The 19474-nt window shown below is 41.6% G+C and carries 8 protein-coding genes and 5 pseudogenes; all 13 read right to left on the bottom strand.

The genetic code is table 11. From position 1 onward, the window contains the following. Positions 1 to 11: 11 nt before the first annotated feature. Positions 12 to 6893, bottom strand: a pseudogene (locus STRIC_RS06160) (DEAD/DEAH box helicase family protein). Positions 6894 to 6946: 53 nt separating this feature from the next. Next, a complete protein-coding gene (locus tag STRIC_RS06145) occupies positions 6947 to 7498 on the bottom strand; it encodes a hypothetical protein (RefSeq protein ID WP_008088882.1) in 552 nt (183 codons plus the stop codon). Further along, complete coding sequence (locus STRIC_RS06140) at positions 7482 to 7676, bottom strand: thrombospondin type 3 repeat-containing protein (protein WP_008089000.1); 195 nt, start codon at positions 7674 to 7676, stop codon at positions 7482 to 7484. The genes STRIC_RS06145 and STRIC_RS06140 overlap by 17 nt, the downstream gene beginning before the upstream one ends. After that, positions 7677 to 12034, bottom strand: a pseudogene (locus STRIC_RS06135) (SspB-related isopeptide-forming adhesin). Between the two features lie 136 nt (positions 12035 to 12170). Beyond that, positions 12171 to 12374: a hypothetical protein gene (locus STRIC_RS12430; protein WP_008089079.1), complete on the bottom strand. Its 204-nt coding sequence runs from the start codon at positions 12372 to 12374 to the stop codon at positions 12171 to 12173. A gap of 129 nt (positions 12375 to 12503) precedes the next feature. Continuing rightward, positions 12504 to 12926: pseudogene (locus STRIC_RS12425) on the bottom strand (hypothetical protein); the annotation flags it as partial. Further along, positions 12916 to 13218, bottom strand: a complete 303-nt coding sequence (locus tag STRIC_RS12655) for a hypothetical protein (RefSeq protein ID WP_008088850.1) — start codon at positions 13216 to 13218, stop codon at positions 12916 to 12918. The gene STRIC_RS12655 and the pseudogene STRIC_RS12425, both read right to left, overlap by 11 nt. Before the next feature lie 27 nt (positions 13219 to 13245). Next, positions 13246 to 13935, bottom strand: coding sequence for a hypothetical protein (locus tag STRIC_RS11585; protein WP_234944198.1), 690 nt, complete (start codon positions 13933 to 13935; stop codon positions 13246 to 13248). Between the two features lie 107 nt (positions 13936 to 14042). Further along, a complete protein-coding gene (locus STRIC_RS13070) occupies positions 14043 to 14387 on the bottom strand; it encodes a CHAP domain-containing protein (protein WP_407635923.1) in 345 nt (114 codons plus the stop codon). 200 nt (positions 14388 to 14587) lie between these two features. Further along, a pseudogene (locus STRIC_RS13065) lies at positions 14588 to 14914 on the bottom strand (phage tail tip lysozyme); the annotation flags it as partial. Positions 14915 to 14968: 54 nt separating this feature from the next. Next, positions 14969 to 16795 (bottom strand): M23 family metallopeptidase, encoded by a 1827-nt coding sequence (locus STRIC_RS06110; RefSeq protein ID WP_008089073.1) that lies wholly within the window; start codon positions 16793 to 16795, stop codon positions 14969 to 14971. 1 nt (position 16796) lies between these two features. Then, positions 16797 to 19133, bottom strand: a pseudogene (locus tag STRIC_RS06105) (VirB4-like conjugal transfer ATPase, CD1110 family). Further along, positions 19090 to 19431 (bottom strand): PrgI family protein, encoded by a 342-nt coding sequence (locus tag STRIC_RS06100; protein ID WP_008089207.1) that lies wholly within the window; start codon positions 19429 to 19431, stop codon positions 19090 to 19092. The pseudogene STRIC_RS06105 and the gene STRIC_RS06100 overlap by 44 nt, the downstream one beginning before the upstream one ends. Positions 19432 to 19474 lie beyond the last annotated feature (43 nt).

Here is a 19474-nt window from a genome sequence, read left to right as displayed (position 1 = left end):
CAGCCTAAATGTTAAAATTCTAAAGCTAATTGTTGGTTTTTATTTTCCTGTAAACCGACTTCGTTAAATTTGGCCAAAGCTGTGTCAATGTCTTCGATTTCAGCTTCTTGCTCAACCAGGGACGCAAGCACCTCATACTTAGCCTTAACTAACTGGTAGTCCTCCTCCTTGGGAAAGACCTTATTGACTTCAACTTTGGCGACTGCTAACTTATCTTTAAGGTTATTGACCATCTTCTCCGTTTTTTCTTGGTCATCTAGGATATGATCAATGGCATTGTTAATGCGTTGAATAGTTCCTACATCTAACTTTAAGTCCAGAGCAATCGAATACTGGTTGTCTCCGACAATGGTCAAAGAGACCATATCAGGTAGAGGTTCACTAAGGCTTCTTGTTGCCATTTTCAACCCAAAGCCCCTAAAGGAGGCAAGAGTCCTTACTTCCTTGGTTTCTGAACGGTTGTAGCTAATGAGTTTGCAAAGATAATCCCCTGCTTCTGCACGATTATCAAACGTTTGATTCTCAAAGCTCATGGCAAAATCCAAATGCTTGGTGGCTAGGGATTGGGCAATATCTCGGTCATACTGATTAAGACGTTTTTCCAAGGCAGGGAGATGCTTCTCGCAGTAAGAAATGGTATGACGGTACTCATCTTTTGAGCGATTGAAAGCACGTTTTTGATTCTCAAGTACTGTCAGCTCATTCTCCAATTCCATCTTGAGTTTGAGGTAGGGATTACCAGTTGCCAAAGCCTTAAAGTCAGAGGCTGTCATGGTTTGTTCATCAATGTCTTCAGCTGACCTGACAGGGTATTTTGAGGTCAGGATTTGCTTAATGTAACGTAGTTTATTTTCCTGCGTTGCCCACAAATAATTATCAAAGGAACCCTTGGTAATATAGTGGTATATCTCTACATTTTGATGACTATTTCCCTGTCTAATTAAACGTCCATTGCGTTGCTGAATGTCTGAGGGACGCCAAGGAACGTCTAAATGATGAACAGCTTTCATGCGAGATTGCACGTTTAAGCCTGTTCCTCCCTTTTCGGTAGAAGCTATGAGAATCCGTACCTCTCCACTATTAACCTTACGAGACAAAGAGTTTTTCTTCTCATCGGTATTGGCGTCATGGACAAAGATAATCTCTTCTTTGGAAATGCCTCGATCGACTAATAGGCTCTTGATTTCATTGTAAACGTCAAAGCCTTCTTCCTTGCTTTTTGGTGTCCCAATATCGGAGAAAATCATCTGAGTAGCTTTGTCAGTCTCTCCCTCACGATAAATCCGTTCCACATTATCCACGACTTGTAAGATTTTCTGATTGTCCGACAAAGTATAAGCAGGGTCAATGAGACGCATATCAATGGCAAGTTTCCGTGCTTCCCCAGTGATTTTTAACATGTTATCGACACTAGGATCAACACTACCTGACTTGATAGCGTCTGAACGCTCCACTAACTCTTCAAGATAATACTTCTGGGCTTCTGTCAACTCACTCTCAACTGCAATAATCTTGGCTTCAGGGACAGGTAAATCCAGCATATCCGAGGTCTGAATATCAGCGGTTTCCTTGTAAATCCGCATGAGTTCAGGCAAGTTCACAAACTTCTTAAAACGTTTCTTAGGCTGATACTTGTCTCCAGTCGGAGCTAACTCCATAGAGTTTTCGATATTCCCAAAAGCCCCTACCCAAGAATCAAAGTTAGACACTTGATACCGCTCTAGGACATCAGATTGAATGTAGTTCATCATGGTATAAAGCTCACTGATTGAGTTTGAAACAGGTGTCCCTGTCGCAAAGACCACATTTCGATTATAGTGTTCTGCTTGAACTTGCCGTACCTTCATCTCCATATCCACGTTCTTTTTAGAGGTTGTGTTGGTAATGCCAGCGACATTTCCAAGACCAGTAATAGGACGTAAATTCTTGAAGTGATGTACCTCGTCCACAAAGAGAAAGTCAATGCCGAGATTTTCAAACTCAATAAAGGTGTCTCGGTCCAGTCTTTGAAGTTCTTCAAACTGCTTTTCTAAGCCCTTAATCGAACGTTCCGCCTCCTTGACCGTATAATTATTGTCACTACCCTGTTTAATTTCTCGTAATTGCTCCAGTTTATCTTGAATATAGGTGACCTGTTTTTCCTGACTCATGGGAATTTTCTCAAACTGGGAATCCCCAATAACAATGGCATCGTAATCTCCTGTGATAATCCGTGACACAAACTGCTTGCGTTTGGCTTTAGCGAAGTCTTTCTTAGTCGTCACGTAGACTTTTTTAGTAGGAAAGAACTTCATGATTTCTTGGCCAAACTGAGCCGTCAAACTAGACGGCACCACATAAAGGGACTTATGCACCATGCCCAGTTCCTTGAGCTTAAAGCCAGCCCCAAGCATGGTCAGGGTCTTTCCTGAACCCACTTCATGAGCGAGTAACGCTCGTTTTTCCTCCACAATGCGTTGAATGGCATTTTCTTGGTAGGGTCTAAGTTGATTGTTTTGGGCAAGGCCGTCAATGATAAGGTTGCTGCCGTCGTAGGTTTTTGAAACAGTCCGATTATAGAGGGCGTTATAGGTATCTTCAATCACCTGTTGAACTTCTGGGTAACTGGCCACAAAGTCTTGAAAGAGGTCTTGAATATCAGCTTCTTTTGAGCGTAAAACCGTTGTTTTCTCTACGTCCGTCACATTCTTTTTCTTATCGCCCTCTTCCACTTGCTTGGTAATGGTAGGCTGATTGGAATTAAGGAGATTTTCAAAGATTTTACGTCCTGTATCATACCGTGAGCCAGAAACGCCGAGGCTTCTATCGGTGACTGTCGAATACCTAAAGGCAAACTTGGATTGATAGGACAGGCTACCATCAAGAGGATTCACTTCAAGGACAGTTTCCACTTCTGGATCTGTTAGGTCAAAGGCCTGTCCCATAAAGGTTTCCTGGGCAAATTTGCCATAAACAGATAAGGGAATCCAGCGTGATCCAATCCGATAATCAATATCAGCTAAGGTCACTCGTTACGGACGTACCTCCTCCAAAAGCCCTTGATAATAAGCCCAAGAAAAGTCCTGATTGTCTTGTTTGATAAGCAAGTCAATGACCTCTAGTTTTGTGAGAACATCACCTGATAGGAAGTCCTGACGTGAGACATAGACCACTTCACCCTCTTGTAAATACTGCTCTGGTTCTGGAATAATCTGGTCTCCCAATTCCTCAATCAAGCTGTCTCTTGTCACACCCCGATAAATGGACATCATGTAAGGCAAATCAACCCCACGACCATCTGCTAGGCTAGAATTAAGGGCGTCAAGGGCAGTAGAAACTTCCGTCACTTCTTTTTCAGGGCGGACCAAGGCCTTTTCAAAAGCTAATGATTTGGTGTAAATCACGTTTTGAGCACTTGGGTCAAGTCCCTCATCTTCTAGACTGGCAAGCAGGGAATACTTGTCATCACTATCAAAGAGATTGCGATTGACAGGACTATTCAGATAGCCAAAGCGTTTGACAAAGGTGTCGTAGGTCTGATTGAGTTTACCTAACAAATGGTTAAACTCGTCTTTGTCATAATCATAAAAACGCTGAATGGCGATAACCTCTTGGTAACTATTTCTGATATCAACCATGCCTTTAATCCGTGCCACTTCTTTCTCAGATAGAGGTGCTTCATAAAAGACTGTCTTTTTAAAGTAACCTTTAAAGCGACCGCGTTTAGTCGCATCCTCAGTCACGTAAACATCTAGGGCAGTGTTATCAGTAACTTCAAGCTCATTAAAGCGGTCAATCTGCTTTTGAGAATGCTTGCTATCCCAAGCCTTAAAGTTACCTTCTTCATCCACATAGTAACTCATCTCCTCAGTCTTTGTTCCAACACGAATGCCCTTGTTATCACGATAGTAAATGGTATTTCCCTGATAACCAAAACTATATTTCTCTAAGCTCTCTCTGATTGTAGCTGGTATAGAGGTGTCAATAACCTGCTTAGCCATGACTTCTGGAGCTATTTCAATTTGAGAAAGATCAAGAGGTTTTGGAGCTTTAACCTGACTAAGGGCTTCCGATAAATCTTCAAGCAAGTTCTCCTGATTTCCCTTAACGGACAAGGTGCCGCCATTGAAGTTTCTGACTTCGTAAGTCCCAAAAACTTGAGCATTATACTCCCCATCAAAATAGGGATTGAGCCAAATCCGCTCGTCCTTGTCATAGCGGATAGAACCTGAAAAGGCTACATCATCTGAAACATAGCCTTTCTCTAAATACTTTTGGAAGAACAAAATGTCTGTTGTGACAGTCGTTCCTGCAATAGCCTTAAAGGCAGTATCTGGCAAACGCACACCACCAAGGAAATCCGTTGTCTCACGAATATCCTATAAGACATTCTCTGTCCGTTTGTCCATGGTTCCAGTTGAGGAAATAATAACCACTTGCCCACCATCATGCACCACATCAAGCGACTTTTTAACAAAGTAATCATGAATCAGATAGGGCTTATCATAGCGACTATCTGCGATACGGCTATTGGCAAAGGGCACATTTGAAATAACCAAATCAAAGCTATTATCATTAAAATCAACCGTCTCAAAGCCTCTTACTTCAATATGATCGTTGGGTTGTAAGTATCTGGCAATGGCTCCAGTCATAGGGTCTAGTTCCACACCATACAGTTCACTTTTTTCTCTCAAATGCCTTGGCATGGCCGCAAAGAAATTCCCAGTCCCCATAGATTTTCCCACCTGAAAAGCCATCTGCTTCTAGCTTGTCCCACATCTGACGAATGATAGCTGGATCGGTATAGTAGGCGGTTAAAGACGATTGTTTCATATCTGAATATTCTTTTTCAGTAACAAGACTTTTCAGGTCTTCTCGTTCCTTAGAAAATTTGGGATTGTAGTCATCAAAAAAGTCATTGGCTAAGCCACCCCAACCAACGTACAACGTACTTGGCCAAGAGGTCTTGTTCCTCAAGTGTTGGAAATCTACCGGATTGATCAAGCGATTTGACTAAGCGAATGGCCGCCACATTGGTCTCTATCTTCTCTCTAGTCGTCTTGGGGTAAAAGTCTGTTAAGTCTTCTGGAAAGTGGAAGTCAACTAAAGGTTCAGTCGAACTTGGGACAGTCACTCCATCTTCTGACTCTGGTTTGCTAGAAACAAGCATTTTCTCTTCACTTTCCTTATCTACTGATGTCTCGTCTGCCTCCTCCATAAAGAGGAAAAAAGATCTAGCTCTTGATGACTTTCCTCCGCCTTTTCTTGGTCTTCCGATATGCTTATGATACTGTCTGGATCTTCATCGTTTAATGCTTGATAACTAGGAGAGGAGGGTACGTCTGTCTCTCAGGGACAGGTTCTTCTACTTCTTCGATTTCCGCATGAGAGACGTATAGTGCTTGTGTGATTTCATCTAAGGTTCGTAGGTAAAGAACTGGATTTTGTTCTATCAATTCTGTGTAACCATTCTGTAGTTCAATCCTGATTAAGCCATTTAAGTTGGCATCCTCAATCTCCAACACCTCAAAGTCCTGTCCTTTGTAAGACACCATAGACCCAAGAGGATACCGTTTCAACAGGTCTTGAACCAATGGATTCTCTTGTAAGATTTGAGCAGGTATTTTTTCTTCTTTAGGTTGCGTCATTGCTTCTCGCCACTCTCTAAAATTAAGATCAGGGTCTTTCAACTTGTCTTCCTCAAAAGCCACTGCTTCATCAATCCTTAAGGTGTCCTGTAAAAAGGTAGACGCCACAGTCCTTAAGGCTTCTAAGTCAAGCTGGCTTGTCAAAAAGAATCTTTCCTTATCGTGAGCTAGGCCCATCTGAAGGAGTTCTGTCGTTAAAGCTAATTGAGTGACTGACGCATGAGCGTATTCGCTCAAGAGTAATAAGTCCTCATCCTTTAAACGAAAACGCCCAGTCGCATCTAATAGAATCCCTCGTTGTTTAGAATCAAGGGAAACCAAATCTATCCCTAGACGGATCAACTTGTCCGTATTTTCAGCTAAAATGGTTTGGCTAATCTCCTCTAAGATGCTTTCTTCCATTGCCGTTAAGGGACGCTTCAAGTCATAAACTGAACCATCTGCCTCCAAATAAGTCAACAGTTGGTCGCCTTCATAAACAGGTGTCATTTCTATCTCACTATCAAAGTCCCCACGTCTAAGGTTTGGGAGTTTTGAGAGGTCATTTCGAGTTTGGTCAAAATAGCTTAGAATGTCAAACTTCTGCGATAGGTTTAATCGCTCGTAAGCTGGTAGGTGTTCTGTTTGCCCAGTTCTCAAATCCAGTTGGGAAAGGTCTTCTTCTAAGCTGGCTATGAGATAAAACCCTTCTTCTCTAAAAGCAATCTCTCTGATGACTTCGGTTTCTTCTATAACCACCTGTTGCAATTCCTCAACCTCTGGTTCATAAGTCAAAAGAAATTGCTCAATGTCACGACTAATCCGGTCAGAAAGGTTATTGGCAACACGAAAGACATTGACCAGATTGGCACTATCCCCTTTGTCTAAAAGGGTTAAATGTGAAATCGAGTGATAAGCACCATCACTATCCAAGAGTTGAAAGCGAGTGACTAAATTATAGAGGGCAACTTCAATCACGAGGTCTTTTTCTTCTTGGTTAAGTTGGTTTAATTTTGCTAAGCCTGTCTGTCCAAAGGTTTGGGTGTAACTTGCTAAGTCAGAGACACCGCTCAAAAAACTAGCCCTCACAAAAGCAGAAATCTCTGCCTCAAAAGTTTCAACTGGTACCAGTACACGTTCCTGTCCATCTCTTGTCATAAAATTTTTAATTAAGCTCTCCCAATCTTCCTCAAAATGCAAGGCTTGATAGACTAAAAAGGCTTCTAGTAGTGTCTTGTCACGAGGTATGGTCGCCCGCAACATCTGTAATAAGTCATCTCGGTTCATCATCTGTGTCTCCATTCAAAAAAAGAGCTGAGAAACACTCTCAGCCCTTTGCTTTACTCTAGGACCAAGTCTCTTTGGTCTTTTAGTTGGGGCATGGTCTCTAAAAGACTAGTCACATAGTGTTGTAAGAATTGACTTTTTTGGTCAAGCAAATCCTTCTCTAAGGCAAGAAGCGATACATCTCCAAAATAGTCTTGACTGCTGATTGGAAGGTCATGCTGGACAATTTCCTGCAACGTTTCCAGAGTCAAAGACGAATAATCCTCCGAATCTAGGATGTCATAACTTCCCATCGTTTCCAAAATACTATTTGAAGCCATCACATCCATGACAAAACTAGATCCTTCGCCAGTTCCATACAGCTTCTCAAACATATCTGTCAGCTCTGCTTTGACCTCTTCTTGGTAATGTGTTGCCAACTGTCGCAAGTCATCACTAAGGAGTGGCATGTCATCTACTTTCATGAAATCTTGATAAACCCTATTCAGGATAGGTTGATTATCTAGGCTGAACTCCATAGCTAGGAAGGCTTTGACCAAGTCCTGATAGTTGCTTTTTGCCATTTCTGATAGGTTTTGACTAATCGTGTCATAGGTCCAAGTCATAACTCTTCTCCTTTGTTTGCTTTACAGTTGGAAGAAAACCAATTTGTACTTCCTCTAGGTCAGTCATACCATTACTATCTGAATCACTACTAAAGGGGTTGGTTCCCAATGCCAGTTCCTGGGCATCTGTGAGACCATCTTTATCGGAATCTCTCTCATAAATAGTTTTTGGTTCCATCTAGTTATCCTCCTTTTTGCGTTTGGAAAGACCATGAGCAAGACCAAGCAGTAGTCCTCCACCAACCAAAGCTAAAAGCGATTGACTGTCGCCTGTACTTGGCAAAAGAGACGCTTGCGCTGGTGGTGTACTTGGTAGTGGTGGATCCTGTGGTTTAGGGGTTTCTGGTTGCGGCGTCTCTGGTTCTGGTGTCGTCGTAGTCACAGTATTTGAACTAATGGAATAACCATTAACCGTATGTTGGTAAGTATTTCTCACTTGACCAGCTGCTTTTCGAGTCATTTGTAGATAGACGTCTGCTTGAAATTCTGAAGCATCTGTTAGGCTTTCAAGGAAACTCTGATCAAAACGGATGGCTACCTGTCCTTTTTCCGTATCCACTTCTTGCAAGGTATAGCGAGTCACTTCTGTACCTTTAGAGAGAACCGTTCCATCTTTTAGGGTCACATCCACCAAGGTATAGACTTTGTAAACACCATTGTATTCGTCATGCGCCTCATCGTAATCATCATTAAATTGGTAATCAACCAATGGCGTTGCACGATTGGCTGGAATCAGAGACCCCACCAAACGGTAATTAAAGACTTGGTTGAAGGCAATCTCTTTGCCATCAAGGCTCTCTCCCTTATGAGAGAGGTCAATAACCACATCTTTTTGTGGGTCTAATTTTGGTACATTATTGACCACAGTTTCCGTCACATAAGCAAGGCCAAAATCAATCTGATAAGCCGTATTTTCATACTGACCACCTGTCTTTATTAAGGTGTTCTTAAGGGTCATTGGGGTTGTTACGACAAGCGTTTGACCAGTCTTGACATAGGTGCCAAAGAAGGCTTTGGGGTCATCGCTACTCAAGACTTGGATGGCACCTTTTGGGATAAAGTTTCTGGCTGCCATGGCCTCTTGAACAGCTTTCGGTGCTTCGGATAGACTAGCGTAAGCTTTAACACTAAGACCTTTGACTAAGTTTCCTTCCTTGTCCATAATCTGAACCCCATCTGGGTTTAAGGTCAAGGCTTCTTCTGGGTAATCATCAACCATGTAAAAGCCTTTCGCTAAAGCATCTTCTGTAACCACCATATCCTTATACTGACTATAATCTAAGACTACTTTGTAATAGTTGACAGTATTCGGCAGAACCGTTTTACCATCAATGGTAACGCCCTTGTCGTTGGTATTATGTTTACTTGGTTTTACGACTGGTACGCTGTTTGTGACCGTATTGGTCGCATAAGCCTGACCAAAGTCCACTTGATAAGCGATATTTTCATAGGTTTTACCAGAATTGTAGAGGTCCTCACGCACCGTCATTGGTGTCACGATGGTTAGGTTTTGACCTTTCGTCACGTAGGTTTCATAGAAAGTTTTGGCATCTTCAGGCTCAAAGACTTGAATAGCACCTTTAGGAGTAATCTTGCGTTTAGCTAGAGCCTCCTGCAAGGCATTTGGTGCTTCTGACAAACTAGCGTAAGTGGTGACTCGAATGCCAGAAACCACTTGACCATCTGGTGTAAAGATTTGGACTGACTCACTATCTGGAAGCATTGCTTCTTCAGGATAATTATCGACATAAAAGAACCCTTTAGCAATCTGGTCTTTGTCTACTTCAATTCCCTTGTATTGGTCCAAGTCCCAAGTCAAGCGGTAATGATTGGTTGTTCCAAGTGCTACCACCTTATCATTGATGAGAACACCATCTGCATTCTCATTTTGTTTCTGAGGTTGGATAAGAGTGGTCGTTGTACCATCACCAGGAGTACGCACAGTCACCACGTTTGAGGTCACTGTGTAGGCATTAGGCGTCTCTTTATTGATAAGGAGCTTGTAACTATTGGAATAGGTTGCCCCATCATTTTGAACGGTTCCATAAAGCTTAGGAGCAACTAGTTGATAGCTCTTGCTTAAATCTTTGTTCAGGTCTTCAAGTAAAGACGCTTTAGCAGTTAGAGTCACAAAGTTCTTCCCAGCTTGAAAGCTGATGTCATAGTCTGGATTGTCAGACTTAGTCTTTGTTTCGTCAAAAGCGTAACCAGCTGGCAAGTAATCTTCAAAGATTAGACTTGTGGTTTGTGGACGATTGGACGAGAGACTATCAACGGTCAAGGGATAAATGACATCTGAGTCTTTTGCGATCTGCTTATTGTGAATATCAGTTTGGTCACGGTTGACCACTTCTTTTAGAATACTTGGTGTTGTTGTCAGAGTATAGTCATGGTAATGAATCGTTGGCACATCTGGAACTTTCGGAAGAGGTTCTGGACTTGGTGTTGTTGGTAAAGTAACCTTAGTCAAGGTGACACTTGGCTCAACCACCGTCTCCAAAGGTTTTGGGGTAAAGGTCACAGGATTTTCAGGCGTAAAAGTCTTTGGAGTGAAGACTTCTGGGGTAAAAGGTACAGGATCTGGCAGAGGTTCTAAGTCAGGGGTCACATGTGGCTTAGGACTATAAGGGGTAACTGTCCGCGCAACAGGTAGGGTATTTAAGGCAAACCAATAAGAAATCCCTCCAGCATTCGCAGGCATATCACCTTGCCCAAACGTTACAGTATAAGTATTTCCTGATGTCATGGTTGAAACGATAGCCCCTTTGTAGGCATAGCGACTAGACGTGGTATCCCACTCTTCAGGAAGGTTTAAATCGCTAGTACGATTAGCACCTAACGAGCGAGCTAGACCTTCATTTGTGACTTGAATACTAGATCCGTTGATGGGGACAAATTTACCAGAACTCTCCTTGACATACTCCAGACCAATATCATTATGGTTAAGAGATGAATGGGTAAAGACTCCAGGTTTTTCCTTGGTGAAACTTACTTGTGTTCCATCTGCAAGGAAATACTTCGCCACCACACGAAACTCCATCTTGTCTGTCTGCCAATCGCCTGTACCGTCAGGACGATAGGCAATAAAGCCTTCGGTTGGGTCATTGGGAACAACGAGAGTTATGCTAGTTGTTCCTTGTGGAGAAGCGATATTAGTGATGTCATAAGTGATATTGGTAATCTGCTTGCCATCAAAGCGAGCGTTTTGAAGATTACTGTAGTTGAAGGTCAGGGTCTCCCCAGTTGAGAATTGATTATAGACAAAGAAACCTGTTGAATCTAAGATATTACTATAACCCCCTAGAAGTGCGTCTCCCTTAGCGATTACTTGATCAGGTTCTCGAGTGGCAGCCCCGTGTTTAGCTTGTGGTTCTCCGTTATTGAGATTAAGAGCTTGTGCAAGGGCTTCTAAGATGTAGCCCTCTTCTCCTTTAGAAATCTCTGCCAAGTCTCGCTCATAACGAGCCTTTTCATTGGCATTGTAGGCATCAATCGCCTCGTTTTCCTTTTTAGCTGCGGCTTCTTTTTCCTGATTACGTTTAGTAATTGCTACGATGGTTTCAGCCGTCGCATCGCTTGTATTTTGCTTATCTTGATTGCGCTTATCAACCGCTGCTTGACCTGCTGCATTCTCCGCATCAATGGCTTCCTTACCAGCTTGATTACGCTTTGCGATAGCCTCATTTTCTGCTTGGACTTTTGCAAGACCTGCTTCATTTTCTTTTTGAATAGCGAGATTCTTTTCAATAATGGCATCACTTGCTTTTTCTTAGCTAGATAATCAGCTAGATTATCCTTATTCTGCTGATCAATAAGGCTTATAGCATTAACGTAATCTGTATAGCCTGATACAGATTTGCCATCTCCTGACGTCACGGTTTCGGTAGCAATGCTTACTTTTGACTTATCTAGCTCTGACACCTTAGCATCTACAGCTTGGTTGAGTACATTTCCCGCTTGAGTAGCTTTATCATAAGCCGAAGTCAACTCACTATTATGGGTTTCCACTCGGTTTTTCTCAGCTTCATAGGTAGCTTTTTCGGTCTTATAGCTTTCGGTAACTGATGTAATCGCTTGTACTTGTTTAGCCGCATCTGCTTCTGCCTTATCCAGTTGTGTGGTGGTTTCACTGGCCGAAGTCGTGTTGCCCAAATCCATGGGAGAATCCTGAACTGTTGTCACGCCTTCGACTTGTGCTGCCTCGACAGCATTGGTCACTGTATCATGCGGCACAGTAACAGATAAAGCCCCTTCTGATTGCCCAGTCGCTTCAAGACTTCCTGCTTGTTCACTAACCGCATTCGGTTGAGCCTCTTGTAAATTAGTGGCAGGATTTTCAGTTCGTTGAATGGCATTATCTAGTGGTGCCGTCACTTCATCCGCATGACTCACATTTCCATTCCAGGCAACAATAGCTGTTGCAAGTGTTCCTAAAGCAACCGAACATAAGGTACGGTATTTCTTGCTTTTGCGAAAGACGCGTTTCTCGCCTTTTTCCTGATTAACTAAAAAGTGATGATGACATTGTTTGGTCATGGCATTTCCTTCTTTTCTTTTGATGTTAAGAGACACTTTGTCACTCTCATCTCATCATAAAAAAGAAGGCTTGATTTTGTTATCACAGAAAATAAGTACAAAAGAAAAAACTATCAGAAGATCTGATAGCATCTCTTTATGTTATTAAAAATTGTTTTAAAATCTCAAAGACTTCTTCTCTAGATAGGAAAATATCATCATTTTGAGGAATTGACAGAACATCTAAAGAAAGTAACTCAATGAAATGTTTCATATCATTCTTTAGTGACTCAGAGACATTTAATTCAGATAACCTATCACCCGCATGAAGTAAACCTGCTAATCGTGTGATATCATTCAAGTGTTTCTTAATCTTCTTGCTAAGACCATGGCCCCCTTGTTCGGCACGAACTCTTATATCAAGCCAGGCTTTAGCTTTAAATACAATTAACCCACGATTGCTCAGTACAGAGTACCCTTCAATCTCTTACCGTTCATGAATCAGTAATTGATAATAGTCTTCATCTAATAATAAGGCAGACAGACTAGCTTCTTCATCAAAATGTACTGGTGTTTCTCTGCTGAGCTTCTTCAAAGGATATTCCGGAAGAATGCTAAATAGCTCAATCATTTCTGGAAAACCTGACTTCTTTGTTGTAAAATGAAAAAGTTGCGCTTTGTGGTCCTTATGACCTTCCTCATATTCTCCCAATTCTAAAAAATTTGTCAATGCTTCATAGAATTGCTTATTTTTTGATTCATCAATGATAACCATATCATAATCTTTCGTTGTACAGCTTTCAAAACCATTCGCATCAAGCACAATCGAAGTAGCTGTACCACCAATTAAGACATAGTAGTCTTTGAAATCTTGAAACGTGTTTTTAAAAGCAGGTTTAAAATTAGCCGGCATATTTATCTCCTAAAATCATATATATCTTTTTGTCAAGTTCTTCCACTTCCTCCATAATACGAGGATCATCATTATCTTTTAACGTCAAATACAAAGAAATAGGATCTACCATACTACAATTCGACTTAACTCCCATCCAAGTATTGCTATTATAATCAAAAACAATCGGTTCGTAAGTCCAAATTTCGACACGGTGCCCCTGAAAAATAGGTTGCTTAATCGTTTTTTCAACTTTTTTAAATTGTTTTTTAGATAACGTATATTGACCGTAACTTTCCGTATTGGCTAACATACCAAGGTATGATAAAGCTTCAATATGTTATATTTGAAAGTCACAATCAGTTTTTAGTCTCTGAAAATCTTCATCAGAAATAATCACAGCGTCAGTAATTGGATTTTTTAAAAGAATTTTGACTTCACTAAATAAATCTACTTTCGTTTTTGCTAATTGATAAGATTTCCGTTGATTGGTCAACCAACCTCTTTCTTTAAAAGATTTGAAAATCCGGTACAAACTAGGTACTGCTAGACCTGATAACTGGCTAATTTTATCAATATCAATGACCAAATCCGGTACAAATAGTAGCAAAATAATCAATACTCGTTGTTCTGTTGGTGTTAGCTCTTTTTCAATTTCTTTTGTATCTGATATTTTGGAATATAGAAACCCTAATTGCGGTAAATAGGCATTTTCTTGATAATCAAGATAGGACACTCCTGCATGCAAGAGTTTTTTCTTGTCATCATCTGCCAATTGCCTAAAGACTAAAATAACGTTCTGATGTGTCTGCCTCTGAACAGCCTGAGCCTGTTTAACAAAATTATCCAAACTTCCTGACCTTTTTTCAGACATTAGCAAGAACTCTTGCTTAGCAACAACTACATTTGCAAAATCATATCGTCTTTGAAAGATAATGGGTAAGTCAAGACTCACAGGAGATACATTAGCGTCAAAGTGAAAAGCTTGAAAAATTGTGCTAACTTTACTAAGATCCATTTCTTTCTCCATTTTATCATTATATCTGCATTTTATCATACGTTATGATAAAATGCAGATATAATGATAAAAAACAGAAGAATGAGCTAACAAATCTCAACTTGTTAATTGATTCTTTTCTATTTCGTTGTATAGACAAAACTCATGGCGCTATCTGATGCTGAAATCTTACGGAAGGTGTAGTTCGGATTGTTATTATAGTTGGTTTCAGAGATGAGAAATGACCCATCTGGATAGACTTTCTCCACGAAAGCTACATGCCCGTAATCAAGCATCGTCCCATGACTGCCTCCCGCAAAGGACAGAACAGCCCCTTCTTTTGGTGTTGAGCCAGTTTCTCCACCAAGACTAGCAGCTGTTCTGACCCAATCTTGACCGTTCCCCATGGTATTGATAATCGAGATTTTCTCGCTTTCAGTTTCAAACCTAATTGATTGATACGTGCCGCGACACCCCAAGTACATTGGCCATAAACATAGGCCATACCGTCTCCACCTCCCGGCACAGAATTTTCGAACAGATCACCTCGGACAGCTTCTAAGGATTTAGGATCGCTTTGAGCAGTTCCACCATTTGGCTGACTAAAGCCCTTTTCAATCTGATAATACCATTCGGTGGCTCTGGTTTGACGCTCTAAAAGTTTATCGCCTGAATTTCCCTCCCAGTAAATGAGAAAACTCTGGGCAAGACTGGCAGGACTTCCTGTATTTTGAAAGAAGTCCTTTAACCAATTGGTGTAATAAGGGTTATCCCCATGAAGCATGAAATCTAACTGTAAGCCTAAATCATACCATTTCTGCTGCTTTGACTTGGCATATTCCAGCAACAATGTATGCCTACGAGAACCATCTGCTGTATCCGTCCATTGACCTAAACCAAGACCTCGATGGAGGATATTGGGATACCTACCATTATAAATGGCAGGTCCACCCATGGCAAGCCAAGTCTCATCCTCCCAAGAGGTCTCACTTGCCCCAACTGGGGGCGACAAGTAATCCCCCTCTGCTCTTTTAGGGTTAATGGAGGATTCAACCGACCAGTTACCCTAAATAGCCGCAATGGCTTGATTAGTTGCCCCTTCTTTTTTGAGAGTGTCATAGATAGCCTTGGCACGTTGGAACTCATCCCCACCGAATTGACCAATGGTCGGTAAGATAGTGGTTTGGAGTTGAATGACTTTTGGAAAGTAAAACGCTGGATTGACATAGACAAACTTCTCGGATTCAGTATCCACCTTTTGATAAGCAACCTTTAAACCAGTGTTGTCTTTGGTTTGACCAATAATGTCTCCCGCTTTAACTACCTGTCCTTCTGACACACGACCAGTCGCAATGTTAAAAAGGGTTAACTTGACCTTATTTAGCCCTTTACCGCTACTTAAGATAATCGTTTCTCCATCAAGAGAAACCTTGCCATCCATTGGTGCGACAATAACTTGGTTTTCTTGAGCTTCTAGGAGAATATGATGGTGCAGTTCTGGTTTCTTGTCTATGGCATCGTAGCCATAACGGTAGGTCATGGTCAGCGTATCGTCTTCTGTCTGACCTTGAAAAGGATTGTCCAACTCTTGGAGGGCTTGATAAACACCTTCTTCACTTAATTCCTTAAGATCAGCCTGGTCTTCATCGGATAACTTATACTGCGGTGTTTGATGAAGCTCTGACATGGTTTTGAGACTAGATCCGCCATTTAAGTCCTGCCAAAGTTGACTTAAGTAGGTTTTATAAGTGCCTTGACCATTTTCCATGGTTTCCTCAAGTTCATAATCTTGAAACTGATGATTCATGTAAGCCATGACATCATCTATCTTGGTGTAATAGGTAATGCCCTTGTTATTAGTGCTCGACTGGTTGGCATCCTCCCAAGTCATGTGGGTGTAGGCTTTGGTCAATGCTACCTCGTCTTGTTGGATCAGGCTTGCCCCAGACACACTCATGATAAAGCTCATGACAAGCACTAGAAAACAGAAGAGACCTGAGATGAGCCAAGTAACTGGATTAGAAGCTAGGGCTGAAAAGAAAGTCAAACTGCTTTTAATGGCTTGAACCATTCCCTTAAAACCAGAAAGGGCTTGCTTTCTAGCACCTTTCAGAAAGGTTTGATAGCGACGTTTAGGCTTTAGGGGCTTGCTTCTGGCCCAGCCCTTTCCTTGTTTCACATTGCTAAAGCGCTCTTTGATATGGGCTAACCCTTGTTTGGACAACTGATAGCCTCGTTGACCAGTCTTTGTCACCACTTTTGCGGACTGGTAGGTAAAGCGGGCGTAGCGCTTGCTTTTAATAACCGTTTCTTGAAGCGTTCTTGCACCTTCTAGGTCATCATCTTGTGAGACCACATCAAGCGCTTCTGAACCAAGTTTGGCTAGTCCTCGTTTGACTTTGGTAGACGTTTTATTTCCTTTATGTACCTGTTTGACCTGCTTTAGGTCCTGTCTTGCAACCCTGATTTCTTTTTCAGCCTGCAAGCGATCGAGTGACTTGTCCTTTTGAAAGTGAAACTTGGGGGTAAGTCCATTTGCCTTCTCTTTTTCTAGCACCTGAGCTAAATGTTTTCTAGCAAATTTGAGACGATTCTTGGATTGAGGTAGTCGATAGTTTTTGATTTCTCTTGCCTTTAATAATCTGGGAGACACATAGCGGATAGCTTCGTGAAAACTCTCATTGGCAAGATTTTTCTCTTCGTGATAGGCTTCTTTGAGAGCCTTTTTACTTTCTCTAGCTTCTGCTTTTTCAGCTCGTCTTAGGATAAAGCCTTTTCTGAGAAGACTGCTTTGAAAAGTTCTTTTTTCCCTACGGTAGTGCATGCGACTATCTTTCAGATTGCTTTGAAAGGTCTTGCGTGCCTGTTTGAGTTTCTTTTTATCTTCCTTCATCTTACTGCCTCATCTTTTCTGGGTCAGTGCTCATGATGTCAAAGAGTTTGGTTTGGTGGGGGATCTTGTTCTTAAAGGGCACAACTGTTGCCCCTGCTTTAATGAGACCGGCTCCTTTTTCAGGATTGACCAAATACTTTTCTAGCTCCTTAGACAGTCCAAGCATGTGAACCAATTCTTCTCGGTCATTCTTAGCCTGCTTGAGTAGAATCATAAACTCACTGTTTGCGATAATACCTCTGCCGTTGGCATCAAGAAGCAAGGTTTCCACGTTCTGGGTAATGCCTGTCGGGGTCGCTCCATACTTACGGACACGACTCCAGAGTTTGAAGAAGAAATCAGAAGCGTACTTGTCCAACAAGAGCAGCTGCATCTCGTCAAAATAAATCCAGGTTTTCTTACCCAGTTGTTGATTCTTAACCACTCGATTCCAGATCTGGTCAAAGATAACCATAAGGGCAATTTGCTTAAGTTCATCTCCTAGTTTCTTAACATTGTAAATGATAAAGTTACTATCTGACTGGCTAGTCGTCTTATGCGAGAAGATGTCTAAAGACCTTTCCACATAAAGTTCCATGTCTAGGGCGAGGTTCTTAGCTTCTGCTTCCTCTTGCTTTGACAGGACAAAGACCCATTCCACCAAGGACGGCTCTTGAAAATGTTTATAGGTCAGTCTCGTCACTCGGTCAATGATGGACTTTTCTCGGCCATTCATTTTCCGGTCTAAGAGTTTTCCTATAAAGGACAAAAGAAACTCTGACTTGACTTTGACCGGATCTTCATCCAGATTGTCATCAGACAAGTCCAAGACATTTAAGAAGGTTCGTGAGTCTGGCGCAATATCAATACGTTCTCCACCAAAGGCTTGACCAATGATACTGTACTCCGCCTCGGGATCGACAATGATAATCTCCGTCTTGTCGTCTGCTTCTTTTAGCTTGGTTGAGATAATTTCATGCTTAGTCGCCATACCCTTACCTGCCCCTGACGTTCCTAAAATCAAGCCTGATGGGGTATTGAGTTTACTACGATCAATAGTGATGATGTTGCTAGAAATCTGGTTAATGCCATAAAACTTTCCACCCTTATCCTGCAAGTCAACAGAGGTCCACGGCGAGTTGACGGCAATGTTTGAGGTTAGAAGAGAACGAGAGACACCTTCTAAATAGTTCTTGCCAAAAGGAAGCAAGCTATTAAAGGCTGCTTCTTGCATGTAGGTCAAGTTTTCAATGATAAGATCATTTGAGCCTGCCACTTGTTTGATGATGTCAAGAGCGTGTGTTAACTGGTCTTCAGTATCTGCTAAGACACCAATCAGAAAGACCGTGTCAAATAACTTATCGCCAGTCTGAGTCATGGTTTTTAAGAGGTCTTCAGCTTCGTCAATGTTCTGTTCCAAGATGTGTCCGACTTTTTCTAGATAAATCCCAGTACGAGCCATCTTTTGTTGTTCCCCAATCTTTTGAGATTCCATGAGGGTCTTTTTGGTGCGAAGTGGTTTCATGGCTTCTGACTTGGTTGATCCCTTGGCATGAAGGCTAATGATGACCTCTAAATCTGACTGCATGAGCTCACGCATGAACTTATCGCCTAACTCCATCCCATAATCACGAACATAGACAATCTGTAAAAGTAGATTATCGATAAGCATGTGGTTCTTCGGCTTGAAGGAAAGCGTTCCTGGGGCAATATAATGCTTGGTTGTCTGATCTGAGATGGTTAAATCTTGATAGCTAAAGGGCAAGTGGTTTTCCCCACGTAACATGTCTGCCAAGTGATTAACCCGCTCTTCTCCAGCTAAGAGTTTAAAGTCGGCATCAACTTCTGAAAAGCCACTCTTGAAATATTCCCCAATCTGAGACAGAGAACGAAAAGCTAGTTTTAGGCTTTGGTCTTCTTTACCAAAGGAAATCAATTTGAGGGTTGAAAAGTTATTTTCACCTGCTTCAAGATTACTTGTCATGATACGGTTAAATTCCTCACGGTAAGTATAATAGCCATCGTCCAACAAGGGATAAAGCACAGCTTCTTTGAACTTTTCCAGATTGACTTTCTGGTTAAAAAGCGTCAATTAAAAATTGGTTTTCTCGTCCAAGCTGTTAATCAAATCGGAATAAGCTTCAATGATCGTTCCCTTTTCCTCCAGTCCAACGGTTTGATAATTGACATCTCCGAGACGATAAGTTTGAGAGAAATAATTTGGCGTCACTTGCATAAGACCACTGGGAAAGAGTCCTTGATAGGCTAGGGTATTAAGAGTTGAGGGCAAGATTTCTTGTTTCACTTGCTTTGACTTACGAGAAGTCTTGTGTTTCGGTAATCGGTTTATTTTTGTCACGTTGTTGTCCTTTCATTCCAGTATGGGTGCGCTCAGGTAGGGTCATTTCATAATGAAAACGATACTTGAGGTAAATTTCAAAGGGAAGGTTGTTAGGGCGGTAAACCCCAAAAAGCATAAGAGGGATGGTAAAACTAAAGACAAACCAGTCTCCCAACTGCCAGTAAATAAGATTGAGCCCTAAGACCAAGATAGTCAGAGCAAAGGCTGGAAAGACAAAGATGATCTGCCTTGTGGTAAAGCCTAACCAAGCCCTGTGTTGTACTTTTGAGATGTCCTTAAAGACACGTGTGTTCATAATATTCTCCAATCTAATGAAAGCAAAAAAGGATTGGGAGGAA

Source organism: Streptococcus ictaluri 707-05, from assembly GCF_000188015.2.
Taxonomy (GTDB): domain Bacteria; phylum Bacillota; class Bacilli; order Lactobacillales; family Streptococcaceae; genus Streptococcus; species Streptococcus ictaluri.
The sequence above is the reverse complement of the archived record's forward strand: the minus strand, read 5'-3'. Positions and strand labels throughout refer to the sequence as shown.